This window comes from Taklimakanibacter albus, assembly GCF_016595235.1.
Classification (GTDB): domain Bacteria; phylum Pseudomonadota; class Alphaproteobacteria; order Rhizobiales; family Aestuariivirgaceae; genus Taklimakanibacter; species Taklimakanibacter albus.
On record NZ_JAENHL010000006.1, the window covers coordinates 444231 to 457890 of the forward strand.

Genomic DNA, 13660 nt, shown 5'->3' on the forward strand with positions numbered 1-13660 from the left:
TGAAGTCACTTCGCCGGGATGCGCGCTAGCGGCAAATCTGGACGAGCGCAAAGACCGTTGACCGGCAGGGCCGGACCGGCTTGGATGCCGCCATGACCGACGTGTTATTCTATCATCTCGAGCAGCAGCCGCTCGAACGTGTGCTGCCGCAGCTCCTCGAACGCACCATTGAACGAGGCTGGCGGGCCGTCGTGGAGACTGATTCGGATGAGCGGGTCGAGGCGCTCTCGACGCTGCTCTGGACCTATACGGAAGAAGGTTTCCTGCCGCATGGCACCGCCCGTGACGGCCATGCCGAGAGCCAGCCGGTATGGATCACCGCTTCGCCCGAGAACCCGAATGGCGCCTCGGTGCGCTTTTTCGTCGGCGGCGTCGAGCCCGCCAATTACGACGGATTGGAGCGTGCGGTCCTGCTGTTCGATGGCGCCGACGCCGAATCGGTCGAGCGTGCGCGGCGCGTCTGGAAGGACGCCCGTGGCCAGGGCCATGAGGTCAGCTACTGGCAGCAGGACGAACGCGGCCGCTGGCAGAACAAGGCGAAAGCCGCCTCCTAAAATCGGAGAATCCGGATCCAGCGCGCCACATCGAACAGGCTGACCAGGGCCGCCGCGACATAGGTGAAAGCGGCGGCGCGCAGCACTTTCCGTGCGCCCTTCATGTCTTCCGGACGGATATAGTTTTCGAGCACCGGCAAGGCCCGCTTGAAGCTCGCATCGAATTCCGTCGGCAGCGTCACCAGGTGGATGACGATGGTCGAGGCCATGATCGCGAGTCCGGCAGCGAGCTCGAAGAGCAGCACTACCGGAGAGCGGACGAGGGCGAAGATGATCGGCGTGGCGAGGAGCAGGGCGCTGCCGACACGTTCGATGACGATGCCATAGCGCACCAGCTTCTGGCGCAGATGCAAGGGGGCATAGCCCTGCGCATCCTGGAGGGCGTGCGCCGCCTCATGGGCGGCGACCGCGACGGCGGTGACGGACCTGCCTTCGAAATTGGCTTTGCCGAGTCGCACCGCCTTGTCGTCCGGGCTGTAATGATCGCCGGTTTCGACCATTTCCACCTTTACCTCGGTCAGCCCTGCCTCATCGAGCAGATGGCGGGCGAGCTCGCCGCCGGTGCCGGGAAAATCGGCGCGCTCACGCGCATGGCGCGCCATCGTGCTGCGGATCAACAACTGCGGCACGAATATCAGGGCGAGGAGGGCGATGAAAGCGAGGGCGGCAAAGACCATTTAGCGTGACGTTATATTGTTCATCCTTGGCAGAACTGTGCCGACCTGCGTAGCATGGCGTTCTTTACCTGAAGCATAGCCGAAACAATAACCTCAAGCCTAATCACGAACGGAGGAGACGACGATGTGCGTACCTGGTTGCATGGCGACGGTTGCTGCAACAATTTCACGGCGCGGTTTGTTTCGCGCGGCGGGAGCGACGGCCTTTGTTGGCTCGATGTCGGCTTTCAGCCCGTTTGCGGCTCAGGCCGCGACGATGAGCTTTTCCAAGGTCGTTGACCTGACGCATGTCTTGACGCCGGACTTCCCCACGTTCACCGGCAAGCCGCAGCTGACCGTCGAAGTCCTGTACCGCTTCGAAAAGGACGGCTGGAACGAGAATCAGTGGCATCTGATCGAGCATACCGGCACCCATATGGACGCGCCGCTGCATTTTTCGACCAACGGTCCCGATGCCTCGTCGATTCCGGCCGAGACGCTGGTGGCGCCGCTCTGCATCGTGAACATCGCCGAGCGTGCCGCCAAGGATCCCGACTCGCAGGTGACGGCCGACGACATCAAGGCCTGGGAGGCCAAGAACGGCGCGCTGCCGGATGGCGCCGCCGTGGCGATGAATTCGGGCTGGGACCAGCATGTGAAGACCGACAAGTTCCGCAATGCCGACAAGGACGGCGTCATGCATTTCCCCGGCTTCCATCCGGATGCGGCCGCCCTCCTGCTCGAGCGTAAGGTGGTCGGCATCGTCGTCGACTCGCTGTCGCTCGACTACGGTGCCTCGAAGGATTTCGCCACGCATTATCGTTGGCTGCCGGCCGGACGCTGGGGTCTCGAATGCGCCGCCAATCTCGGCCAGCTGCCGGAGAAGGGGGCCGCCATCGTCGTCGGCGGCCCGAAGATCGCCGGCGCTACCGGCGGCATGACGCGCGCCTTCGCATTGCTCTGAAGTAACAGGGCGGCCCTTTGTGTAGAGGGCCGCTCTATGCCGTCTGTTCCAGACTTTCCTGCGCCTCGAGCCAGAGCGTTTCCTGCTCCTCGAGATCGCGGCCGAGCTTGGCCCGCAAGGTGGCGAAGCTCGCCGCCTTCTTGGGGTCGGCAATATAGAGCTGGCCGTCCTGCAAGGCGCGGTCCAGCACATCGAGTTTTTCCTGTATTTTCGACATGTTGACCGTGATTTCTTGAATCTTTTTCTTAACCGCGGTGGGGTTGATCTTGGCGGGCTGCGGCGCGGCCGCCTTGACCGGTGCTGCGGCCGGCGGCGGGACCGCTTCGCGCTTCGCCGCGGGCGTCCGGCCGAGGATGAAATCGGTATAGTCGTCCATATCGCCGTCGAAGGGCTTCACCGTTCCGTGAGCGACGAGCCACAGGCGGTCGACGCTGGTCTCGATGATATGCCGGTCGTGGCTGATCAGGATGACCGCGCCCTGATATTCGTTGATGGCGTGGATGAGCGCTTCGCGCGAGTCGACATCGAGATGGTTGGTCGGCTCGTCGAGCACCAGGATATGCGGCGCATGGAAGGAGGCAAGCGCGAAGAGGAGCCGCGCCTTCTCGCCACCCGACAACGTCTTGCATTTTGAATCGGCGAGCGTCGCGCCGAAGCCATAGGAGCCGAGACGCGCACGCCTCTGCGCCTGGGTGGCATCCGGCAACAGCCCGCTGAAATAATCATAAGGCGTGCGCTCGGGTGACAATTCGTCGAGCTGGTGCTGGGCGAAATAGCCGACGGTGAGGCGTGGCGGATGTTTCATCTCGCCGCTCATCGCCTGGAGCTTGCCGCACAGGAGCTTGGCGAAGGTCGATTTGCCGTTGCCGTTCGAGCCCAGAAGCGCGATCCGGTCATCGGGATCGAGTCTCAGCGTGATGTTGCGCAGGATCGGCTTGCCTTCCGTATAGCCGACGGAGGCATGGTCCCAGCGCACCAGAGGCGGCGCCAAAGGCTTCGGCGGATCGGGGAAGTGGAAGGGCGCCACACGATCCTCGATCACATCGGCGATCGGCTCGAGCTTGGCCAGCGCCTTGAGGCGGCTCTGCGCCTGGCGCGCCTTGGACGCTTTGAAGCGGAAGCGCTCGACGAAGGCTTCCATATGCTTGCGCTGGTCTTCCTGCTTCTTCTTGAGCTTCAGGGTCAGCGCCTGCTGCTCGCGCCGCTGCCGCTCGAAGCTGTCGTAATTGCCCTGATAGAGGGTGAGCTTGCCGCGCTCGAGATGGAGGATCGCGCCGACCGCGTCGTTGAGAAGATCGCGGTCGTGGCTCACCATCAGGATGGTGTGCGGATAGGAGCGGATGAAGCTTTTCAGCCAGATCGTGCCTTCGAGATCGAGATAGTTGGTCGGCTCGTCGAGGAGCAGCACGTCGGGCGAGGCGAAAAGTGCCGCGGCCAAGGCCACCCGCATACGCCAGCCGCCGGACAAGGCCGAGCAGGGGCCATTCTGCGTCTCTTCCGAGAAGCCGAGGCCCGACAGGATGGTCGCGGCGCGCGACGGCGCCGAATGGGCGTCGATATCGGCCAGGCGCAATTGGATCTCGGCGATCCGGTGCGGGTCGGTGGCGATCTCGGATTCATCGAGCAGGCTGGCGCGTTCGATATCGGCGGCGAGCACCGTGTCGATCAGCGACGCCTCGCCGCCCGGCGCTTCCTGCGCCACGGTGCCGATCTTGGCATTGCGCGGCAGGCCGACCGAGCCCGATTCCGACTGGAGATCGCCCAGGATCAGATGGAGGAAGGTCGATTTGCCCACGCCATTGCGGCCGATGAGGCCGACCTTGTGGCCTTCGGGGATGGCGACGCTCGCGTCTTCGAGGAGAAGCCGCCCGGCAATGCGGTAGGTGAGTCCGTTAACATGCAACATGGGCGGGCTGTTTAGCCGCAATCTAAGCCATTGTCATTCTTTGGGTGCAGTGCACAATGCAACCCTAAAGGGGTGAGGAAATGGCGGATACGGCCCGGCATATTTTGCCTGTCGACGGGGGCTATGTGGACGAGATCACCGTCCTCCTGCGCGACCTGTTGCGCCGGGTGATCCGCGAGCGGGCGCCAAAGGTCCTCCCCATCATCGACAATCCGGAAGATGCCCGCGCCATCAAGCCTGAACTGCGCGCGCCGGCCCTCCAGGTCATCGGTATCTGGCTGCAACTTCTTAATATCGCGGAAGAAAATGCCGCGATGCGGTCCAGGCGCCGGCTCGAGACGATGGGTGGCAACGACCAGATCCTGGGCTCCTTCTCCAACGCTTTCGCCAATATCGCGGCGGCCGGCGCCTCGGGCGAGCAGGTCGCAGAAGCGCTCGAGACGGCGGAGGCTGGTCCCACCATCACCGCGCATCCGACCGAAGCCAAGCGCGTGACGGTGCTCGAAATCCACCGCCGCATCTATTTGCGCCTCTATGATCTCGAAAGTCCGCGCTGGACGCCGCGCGAGCGCGAAGCCCTCATCCGGCAATTGCGCAACGACATTGATCTTCTCTGGATGACGGGTGAGATCCGGCTCGAAAAGCCGACCGTCGAGGCGGAGGTCGCCTGGGGCCTGCATTTCTTCCGCGAAACCTTGTTCGAGCGCACGCCGCAACTCTGCGAATTGCTGGAAGGCGCCCTGGCGCGTCATTATCCTGAACAGCCGATCCGCGTGCGCCCGCCCATCCGGTTCTATTCCTGGATCGGCGGCGATAGGGACGGCAATCCCTATGTCACCGCGGCGACGACACGCTTCGCCTTGCAGGAAAATGCCAAGGCGGCGATCGAGCGTCTCGACAAGCGCCTCGAATATCTGGCGCAGACCGTTTCGGTTTCCGAGCAGGAAGCCGATGTGCCGGAAGCCTTCCGTGCCCGCGTGACCCGCGAGATTACCAATGCCGCTGACGAAACGCTCGTCCAGCGCAATCCGGGCGAGCCTTTCCGGCAGTATTTCGCGGCCTTGCGGGCGCGGCTCGCTGCAACCCGCAGTCCAGATGAGTATGCCGGGCGCAAGGCCTTTGCCAGTCCGGAAGAACTCGCCGAGGCGATCCATCATGCCGAGCGGGCGCTGGCGCAGATGCATGCGACATCGATCGCCGCCTACACCATCAGGCCGGTGCGCTGGGAGGTCGATATCTTCGGCTTCCGAACCGTGAGCCTCGACATGCGGCAGAACACGACGGTCATCAACCGCGTGCTGACCGAGCTGTGGCAGAAATTCAACCCGACCGCCAAGCGCGAGCCGCCCAAGTCCGATTCACCCGAATGGGCGAAGTGGGTGACGAGCGAGCTCAAGCGGCCGATGGGGTTCCTGCCGCTGTTCCAGGGGCTGTCGGACGAGGCGCGCGAAACGCTCGACCTCCTGAGTCTGATCCGCTCGTCCCTCGACGGTGCCGACCAGCGGGCGACCGGCGCCTTTGTGCTGTCGATGACGCGCAGCGCCACCGACATTCTGGGCCTTTATCTGCTCGCCAAGTATAGCGGCCTTTTCACCGATGCGGCTTCCCGTGGAATCTGCCGTCTCGCCATCGTGCCGCTCTTCGAAACCATCGACGATTTGCAGCGCGCCCCCGGCATCATGGAGGAGCTGTTCAAGATTCCGATGGTGCGCCGCACGGTGAAGTCGCTGGGCGGGCGCCAGGAGATCATGCTCGGCTATTCCGACTCCAACAAGGATGGCGGCTTCTTCTGCGCCAGCTTCGAGCTTTACGAGACGCAGCGCCGCCTGGTTCAAGTCGCGCGCGGCGCCGGCATAGAAATCAGCTTCTTCCACGGCCGCGGCGGCTCGGTGAGCCGGGGCGGGGCGCCGACCGGGCGCGCCGTGGCCGCCCAGCCCGCCGGCACCATTGGCGGGCGGATGCGCGTCACCGAGCAGGGCGAGGTCGTCTCGTCCAAATTCGCCAATCGCGGCACGGCGCTTTATCAGCTCGAGGTGCTGGCTTCGAGCGTGCTGGTGCATACGCTCAAATCGGCGAAGGAAAGCGAATTGCGCCTGGTGCCGGAACATCAGGCGGCGGTCGAGGCCATTTCATCGGCCTCCTTCACGGCCTATCGCGGTCTCGCCGAGGATCCGGGCCTCATGGACTATTTCCAGGCGGCGAGCCCGGTCGAGGAACTGTCGCTGCTCAAGATGGGGTCGCGCCCGGCACGCCGTTTCGGCGCCAAGGGTGTTGAAGATCTGCGCGCCATTCCTTGGGTCTTCGCCTGGAGCCAGAACCGCCATGTCATCACCGGCTGGTACGGGCTGGGCTCCGGGCTCGACCGTTATATCGCCGAGAAGGGCGACGCCGGCCTGGCGCAGCTCAAGGAGATGTTCGTGCGTTCGCGCGGCTTCCGGCTCGCCATCGACGAGGTCGAGAAGTCGCTTTATCTCGCCGACATGGAGATCGCCGCCCTTTATGCCGGGCTGGTTCCCGACCGTAAGGCGGCCAAACGCATCCTGGGCCTCGTCCAGACCGAGCATGCCTTGACGCGCGAACGTGTCCTGCAGCTTTCCGGCGCCAATGGTCTGTGCGCCCGTTTTCCCGGCTTCCGCCGCCGTCTCGACCGGGTGCGCCCGATGATCGACCAGGCCAATCGCTGGCAGGTCGATCTGCTCAAGGATGCGCGCGCCGGGAGGCCTTCGGACAAGGCGCTGACGCCTTTGCTGATGACGATGAATTGCATCGCCGCCGGGCTGGGGTGGACAGGCTGATCTTGCCCAAGCTCCTCCGGCATGATCTAGTGATGCAAAATATAACGGAGGAAGCCTGATGAAGTTCGACAAACGGAGTTTTCTGGCTGCCGCGGCCATGGCCGCGCTGGCCTCATTCTCGATGCCCGCCGTTGCCGCCAATATGATCGGCAATTGCGAAGTGACGGGCGAGAAGGGATCGATCCCGATTGCCAATCCGGCCAAAGCCGGACAGTTCACAGTCGTGGTGTCGCTGCCGGCGCCGATCTGGTGGAATGGCGACACACCGGAAAGTATCAAGGACGGCATGGAATATTGTTTCGCCGCCGAGATCGCCTGGCGCGCGGGTTATGACAAATTCGAGCTCGTCAATGTCGGCTGGGATCCGCTGGTCACTGGCCAAGTGACGGATTTCGATCTGGCGATTTCCGAGATCTCGATCACCGACGCACGCAAGAAGGTCGTGGACTTCTCCATTCCTTATTTCAGCTCGGATATTGGTGTTCTTGTCCGCGCGGACGCGCCGGTCGATGGAACGACGATCAAGGATAAGACGGTGGGCGTGCAGCAGGCGACCACGGGTGCCAGTTTCGTGGCCGATGTGCTGAAGCATCCGGCGGACAAGACCCAGGTCTATCCGGATCAGGGCGACATGTTTACCGCACTCGCGGCCGGCCAGATCGATGCCGCCGTCACCGACACTTCGATCGTGCTCGCCGAGGAAGTGAAGACCAAGGGCCAGCATGTGGTGGCCGGCCAATACAAGACCGGCGAAAGCTACGGCGCCATCTATCCCAAGGGCGGCGCCAATAATGCGACGCTCGACAAGATCATCAAGTCGATCATCGACGATGGCACCATATCGAAGCTTGCCGATAAATATCTGGCGGCCGTCTGGGGCAAGGATCCGGCCAAGGTTCCGTATTTCACACCCTGACGGACTCTGGAACGGTGAGCGATATCGCAGCTAAGGAAAGAGTGGGCGGCGCGCTGCCCACTCTCCCGGCACGAACCGACGGACTTTCCCTCGCCGCTTTGCTGTTCGCAGGCTTCTGCGTGCTCTGCGCCTGGGGGGCGACGCGCACCGTCGCGTCGGCGCTCGATCATCTGCAGATCGAGCGAGGCGCCGGCTGGTCGATCGTCTTCTTTCTAGTGATCGCCGCAACCGCGATCCTGTTCTGGCCGGCGGCGCGCTCCTGGAGCTTCTCCAGCCGCGCCCGCCAGGCGCTTTCGACCAACAATATCGTCGAGGCGCGCATTGATGCGGCAGCGGCGCGCGAATGGTCCTATCTGACTTTCGGCTGGGGCGCGACGTCCCTGGTGCTCCTCGCTTTCGCCAGCTTCATCATGGCGAACAATGCCGGGGTCGGCAAAACCTTCTTCTACCTGCCGTTGATCGCCGAGAAATGGGATCTGGTGCTCCGGGCCTTCTGGAACAACATCAAGATCTTCGTCATTGCCGAGATCCTGGTGCTGATCTGGGGGCTGGTGGTGGCGATCGCGCGCCTGATGCCGGGGCCGGCCGGACGTCCCGTTCGTCTCCTGGCGATCGCCTATTGCGACATTTTTCGCGGCCTTCCGGCGATCTTGACGCTTTATCTCGTCGGCTTCGGTCTGCCGATCTCCGGTCTGCCGGATCTGATCGTCCCGCCCATCGTCGGCCTGTTCGTCAATTTCGACGGCATGACGGCGGCCGAGATCAAGCAATTCACCCGCATCCCGCTCACCTGGTATTGCATCCTCGCTTTGACACTGACTTACGGCGCCTATGTCGCCGAGGTCTATCGCGCCGGCATCGACAGCATCCATCCAAGCCAATGGGCGGCGTCGCGCTCGCTCGGCCTTTCTTATCTGCAGACGCTGCGTTATGTGATCGTGCCGCAAGCGGTGCGCCGCATCATGGCGCCGCTGCTCAACGATTTCATCGGCCTGCAGAAAGATACGGCACTCGTCCAGGTCATCGGCGTCGTCGACGGCTTCAACCAGGCGCGCATGATCGCGTCCAATGCCTTCAATCTGTCGGCGGTGACGATCATCGCCATCATCTTCGTGCTCATCACCATACCGCAGGCGCGCTTCGTCGACCGGCTGGTAGAGCGCGACCAGGCGCGCATGCGGGCGGCGAGCTGACATGGCCTTTCTCGAGATCAAGGACGTCCACAAGCGTTTCGGTTACCTCGAAGTGCTGCGCGGCGTCGACATGTCGGTCAACGAGCATCAGGTCGTCTGCCTGATCGGCCCGTCGGGCTGCGGCAAGTCCACGCTGCTGCGCTGCATCAACGGCCTCGAGCCGATCCAGGGTGGCGAGATCAAGCTCGAGGGAGACCGCGTCTCGGGCCCGGGCGTCGACGTCAACCGCCTGCGCCGCGAGGTCGGCATCGTCTTCCAGAGCTTCAATCTCTTTCCGCATATGAGCGTCATCGAGAATGTCACGCTCTCACCGACCAAGGTTCTGGGCTTCAGCAAGGCGGAAGCCCGGGAGAAGGCGATGGCCTTGCTGTCGCGCATCGGGCTCGAGGCGAAGGCCAATGAATATCCCGACCGCCTGTCGGGCGGTCAGCAGCAGCGCGTCGCCATCGTTCGGGCTTTGGCCGTGGAGCCGAAGCTCATGCTGCTCGACGAGATCACCTCGGCGCTCGACCCTGAGCTCGTCTCGGAAGTGCTCAATATCGTGCGCGACCTCGCGGGGCAGGGCATGACCATGCTGCTCGCCACGCATGAAATGGGCTTTGCGCGCGAGGTGGCGTCCAAGGTCTGCTTCCTCTATGACGGTGTCGTTCACGAGGAGGGGCCGCCGGAAAAGATCTTCGGCAATCCGGAGCATGAACGTACCCGTGCGTTTCTGAAGCGCATCATTGAGGCAGGACGTCTTTAAAACTTTGACATGGCACGCATCGCAGTCGTCACCGTTCCCTCGCCACAGTCCTGGATCATCGTCAACGCGCTGGTGAAGTTTTTCGGGCCGGTGACGATCGTCGCCGAGGAGCGCGAATCCAAGCTCACTCTGATCCGCCGGCGCATGCGCCGTCAGGGCGTGATCACCATTCTGGGGCAGATCGGCTTTGTCCTGTTCCAGCGGCTTTTGGCCCAGAAGTCACGCAAACGGATCGGCGAGATCATCGCCGAATATGGCATCGACCCCAATCCCAATGCCGCGTGCGAGATGATCAAGGTCGGATCGGTCAACAGCGACGCCTGCCGTGCTGCTCTGGCAAAGCTCGCGCCCGATGTGGTGCTGGTCGTCGGCACGCGCATCATCGGCAAGGAGACATTGTCCAGCATCACCGTGCCGGTCATCAATTTCCACTCCGGCATCAATCCCAAATATCGCGGCCAGGCCGGCGGCTATTGGGCACTCGCCATGGGCGATCCGGACAATGCCGGCGTCACCGTCCATCTTGTCGATGAAGGCGTCGATACCGGCGCTGTCCTCTATCAGGCGCGGTTCAAGGCGACGCCGCGGGACAACTTCATCACCTATTTCTTCACGCAGGCGGCGATTGCCCGGCCGCTCGCCATCACCGCGGTGGAAGACGCGCTGGCGGGGCGCCTCAAGCCGGTCAAGGTCGACCTGCCGTCCCAGCAATTCTACCACCCGACCCTGTGGTTCTATCTCTGGACGGCCTGGACCAAGGGTGTCTGGTGATTATTTGAACGCCTCGTCGACCGGCACCTTATAAGCATTGGCGAGGCGGTTGGTCATGTTGGCGAGCCCGGTGACCGCATAGACCTCGCGGATCATCTCTTCGCTGGCGCCCTTCTGGCGGGCGCCCGCCGTGTGGCTCGCCATGCAATACTCGCAGCCATTGGTCACCGACACGGCGACATAGATCAGTTCCTTGGTGAGGGGATCGAGTGCGCCCGGACCCATCATCTCCTTCAGGCTCTCCCAAACATGACGCAGCATGCGCGGGTCATGGGCGAGATGTTTCCAGAAGTTGTTCACATCGGCCACTTTGCGGGTCGCTTTGATGTCGTCGAAGACGGCACGCACCTCGGCGCTCGCGGTGTCATAAGTGATGGGCTGCATTGGTAATTCCCTCAATAGAGCCCTTCCCGTTTTGATCGAATCGTTCCCGATTCGATCAAAACGGGAAAAAGGGCTCGAAATACATTTAGTCTGGAGCGCTTCCTTATCGCCAAAGTCGGGCAACTTTGGCGGGAAGCGCTCTAGCGGTTCGGCTGCCTCATTCTGCCTTAAACTACCTTGGGAGCCCCTAATTTTCGTCATATTACTTGGGACTATGGCGCTGTTATGCGCATTCTGGAGGGCGGCATATGAAAAGAACTGTCATCACCCTGGCCACGGCCTTGCTGCTGGGAACGTCCTGGACGGCATTGGCCCAGGAGCAGGATCCCAATGCCGTCATCATTCCGGATGGCCAGTCCGGCGCCGGCCAGCAGGAAGGCCAGGCGCCCGAGCAAAAGCCGGAGAAGAAGCGCAAGAAGCGCGACGCCGAGCAGCAGAACGAGTCGGCGCAGCCTTCGGCCGACCAGCAATTCGAACAGCCGCAGCCCGAGAAGAAAAAGCGCAAGAAGCAGGCCGAGCAGCCTGATGATTCGATGCAGCAGCCCTCGGGCGGCCAACAGTTCGAGGAACCGAAACCCGAAAAGAAGCGCAAGAAGAAGCAGGCTGAGCAGCCGGAAGAGATCCAGCAGCAGCCCGCGGCGGAGCAGCAGTTCGAAGAGCCCAAGCCCGAGAAAAAGCGCAAGAAGAAGCAGCAGGCCGAGCAGCCTGAGGAACCGGTTCAGCAGCCGGTCGAAGAACAGGTCCAGCAGCCGGAGCCGGTGAAGAAAAAGAAGAAGCAGGCGGAACAGCCGGAAGAGCCCGTCCAGCAGCAGGTCGACCAGCCGGTCGAGCAGCCGACCGATCAGCAGGCCGAGCAGCCGCAGCCCGAGAAGAAGAAAAAGAAGAAGGAGCAGGCCGAGCAGCCGGCGCCGTCCGAGCAGACGACGGGCGAATCGAAGACCGAGACCCCGGCCGCCGGCAATGTCCCGGCCGATGTTTCGCAATATCTGTCAGACACGCGTCCGGCAAGCGAGCTTTCCGACGCCGAGCTCAGCCAGAGGATCAAGGCCGGCCGCAGCCTCTCGAAGATGAAAGGCCTGCCCGACGATGTCCGCCAGGAGCTGGCCGGCAAGGCCAAGCAGGCGCGCACCGAAGCCATCGCGCGTGAGCAAGGTGGTGGAAAGGCGGGCAAGCAGCCCGAGCCTGGACAGCAGACGACTGAGCAGCCGACTGGACAGCAGCCCGAACAGACGACTGGTGAATCCACGCCCGGCACGTCGGACCAGGCTGGCGTTCCGCCGGAAGTGACACAGTATCTTTCCGACACGCGCCCGGCGAGCGAGCTTTCCGATGCCGAACTGGCCGAACGCGTGAAGGCCGGCCGCACTCTGTCGCGGACAAAGGGCTTGTCGGACGATGTCCGTCAGGAGCTAGCCGGCCGTGCCAAGCAGGCGCGCACCGAGGCTCTTGCGCGCGAGCAGGGCAAGGGTGGCAAGCAGCCGGAATCTGGCCAGCAGCCGACGGCGGAGCAGCCATCTGGCGAGCAGCCGACGGCCGAAAAGCCTGTTGGTGAGCAGCCGACCATTGCCGACCCGAAGAAGAATGCTGAAGGCCAGGAAGTCGTCCCCAACGATCAGGCGGGTCAGCCGCCGATCACGCTCGACAAGAAGGACGTCGAGAAGCTCGACAACACCAAGGCGACGCCGCAGGCGGAAGCCAAGGCCAAGTCCTATCTGGACGACAACCGTCGGTCCGATCAGTTGAAGGACGACGAGGCCAAGGCGCGTCTCGATGGCATGCGGGAGCTTCTCTCCGACAACGAGCTGTCGCGCGACACCAAGCGGGAGCTGCGCCGCAAGCTCAAGGAGGAGCGTGATCTCTATCGCAACCGCGTCGCCGAGAAGGTGATCGTCGAGGAGAAGAAGGACGAGCAGCGTGACCGCATTCCGCGCCGTCGCGACCGTGAAGAGGATCGCCGCTGGGACAATTGGGCCGAGCGTGACATCCTGCGTGACCGGCGCCGGTCGGACGAGCTCGAGGAAGGCGAATTGCGCCGCCGCATCGACATCTATCGCGAGGCTATCTACGACGATCGCTACAGCGATGACGAGCGGACCTATTGGCGCGACATGATGGATCGCGACCGGCGTTATCTGGGTGACCGCATGCGCCGCGACCGGGACGAGCGCGAGCGTTATTGGCGCGACCGGCGCGACCGCAACGAGATCAGGATCGACATCAATATCAATCTGAGCGGCGATCGCGAGCCGCCGGACTCGGCCTTCATCGACGAGATCGACGATGAGGAACTCGAGGACTATCTGGTCACGGCGCCGCGTCGCAAGGTTCCGCGCCGCTATACGGTGGCCGAGATCGAGGAGGAGCCTGAGATCCGCACCGCGATGCCGGCCATCGAGATCGACAACATCCATTTCGGCTTCAATGAAGCCTTCCTGCGCGAGGAGGAGGTCGAGAATCTCGACCGCATTGCCGAGGTGGTCGAGAAGATTCTGGCCGCCCATCCCGACGAGGTCTTCATGATCGAGGGCCATACCGACGCGGTGGGCTCGGATGCCTATAATCTGAAGCTGTCGCGCGAGCGTGCCCAGGCGGTCAAGAAGGCGCTCACCAGCTACTACGCCATTGCCCCCCGCAACCTGGTGACGGCGGGGTACGGCGAGCGGTATCTCAAGATCCCGACCGCCGAGCCCGAGGAGGAGAACCGCCGCGTGTCCTTCCGGCGCGTGACGCCGCTGGTGGGCGAGGCCGAATAGGCCGCTCTACCGCTACTTGAAGC

General features: G+C 63.1%; 11 protein-coding genes. 8 read left to right on the forward strand and 3 right to left on the reverse strand.

Annotated features, from left to right (window positions below; all coding sequences use genetic code 11):
* Nucleotides 1–92 precede the first annotated feature (92 nt).
* Nucleotides 93–554, forward strand: a complete 462-nt coding sequence (locus JHL16_RS06745) for a DNA polymerase III subunit chi (RefSeq protein WP_200184113.1) — start codon at nt 93–95, stop codon at nt 552–554.
* Here JHL16_RS06745 and JHL16_RS06750 read toward each other — a convergent pair.
* On the reverse strand, nt 551–1231 hold the full coding sequence (locus JHL16_RS06750) for a zinc metallopeptidase (RefSeq protein WP_200184114.1): 681 nt from the start codon (nt 1229–1231) through the stop codon (nt 551–553). The genes JHL16_RS06745 and JHL16_RS06750 overlap by 4 nt on opposite strands.
* 256 nt (nt 1232–1487) lie before the next feature.
* Between JHL16_RS06750 and JHL16_RS06755 the strand changes: the two genes are divergently transcribed.
* Nucleotides 1488–2174, forward strand: coding sequence for a cyclase family protein (locus JHL16_RS06755; protein WP_246770821.1), 687 nt, complete (start codon nt 1488–1490; stop codon nt 2172–2174).
* 34 nt (nt 2175–2208) lie between these two features.
* On the opposite strand, the gene JHL16_RS06760 is transcribed toward JHL16_RS06755, so the two are convergent.
* Nucleotides 2209–4080: an ABC-F family ATP-binding cassette domain-containing protein gene (locus JHL16_RS06760; protein ID WP_200184116.1), complete on the reverse strand. Its 1872-nt coding sequence runs from the start codon at nt 4078–4080 to the stop codon at nt 2209–2211.
* Between the two features lie 80 nt (nt 4081–4160).
* On the opposite strand from JHL16_RS06760, the gene JHL16_RS06765 reads away from it, so the two are divergent.
* Genes JHL16_RS06765 through JHL16_RS06785 form a run of 5 tightly spaced genes read left to right on the forward strand, consistent with a single transcriptional unit; the run spans nt 4161 to nt 10500 of the window.
* Nucleotides 4161–6875, forward strand: coding sequence for a phosphoenolpyruvate carboxylase (locus JHL16_RS06765; protein WP_200184117.1), 2715 nt, complete (start codon nt 4161–4163; stop codon nt 6873–6875).
* 58 nt (nt 6876–6933) lie between these two features.
* Entirely contained in the window at nt 6934–7791 is an 858-nt protein-coding gene (locus JHL16_RS06770; protein WP_200184118.1) for an ABC transporter substrate-binding protein, read from the forward strand.
* A gap of 14 nt (nt 7792–7805) precedes the next feature.
* Nucleotides 7806–8984, forward strand: coding sequence for an amino acid ABC transporter permease (locus JHL16_RS06775; RefSeq protein WP_348647179.1), 1179 nt, complete (start codon nt 7806–7808; stop codon nt 8982–8984).
* A gap of 1 nt (nt 8985) precedes the next feature.
* A complete protein-coding gene (locus JHL16_RS06780; RefSeq protein WP_200184119.1) occupies nt 8986–9729 on the forward strand; it encodes an amino acid ABC transporter ATP-binding protein in 744 nt (247 codons plus the stop codon).
* 9 nt (nt 9730–9738) lie between these two features.
* Nucleotides 9739–10500, forward strand: a complete 762-nt coding sequence (locus JHL16_RS06785; protein WP_200184120.1) for a formyl transferase — start codon at nt 9739–9741, stop codon at nt 10498–10500.
* On the opposite strand, the gene JHL16_RS06790 is transcribed toward JHL16_RS06785, so the two are convergent.
* Nucleotides 10501–10884: a carboxymuconolactone decarboxylase family protein gene (locus JHL16_RS06790; RefSeq protein WP_200184121.1), complete on the reverse strand. Its 384-nt coding sequence runs from the start codon at nt 10882–10884 to the stop codon at nt 10501–10503.
* A gap of 248 nt (nt 10885–11132) precedes the next feature.
* Here JHL16_RS06790 and JHL16_RS06795 point away from each other — a divergent pair, with 248 nt between their 5' ends.
* Nucleotides 11133–13637 (forward strand): OmpA family protein, encoded by a 2505-nt coding sequence (locus tag JHL16_RS06795; RefSeq protein ID WP_200184122.1) that lies wholly within the window; start codon nt 11133–11135, stop codon nt 13635–13637.
* Nucleotides 13638–13660 lie beyond the last annotated feature (23 nt).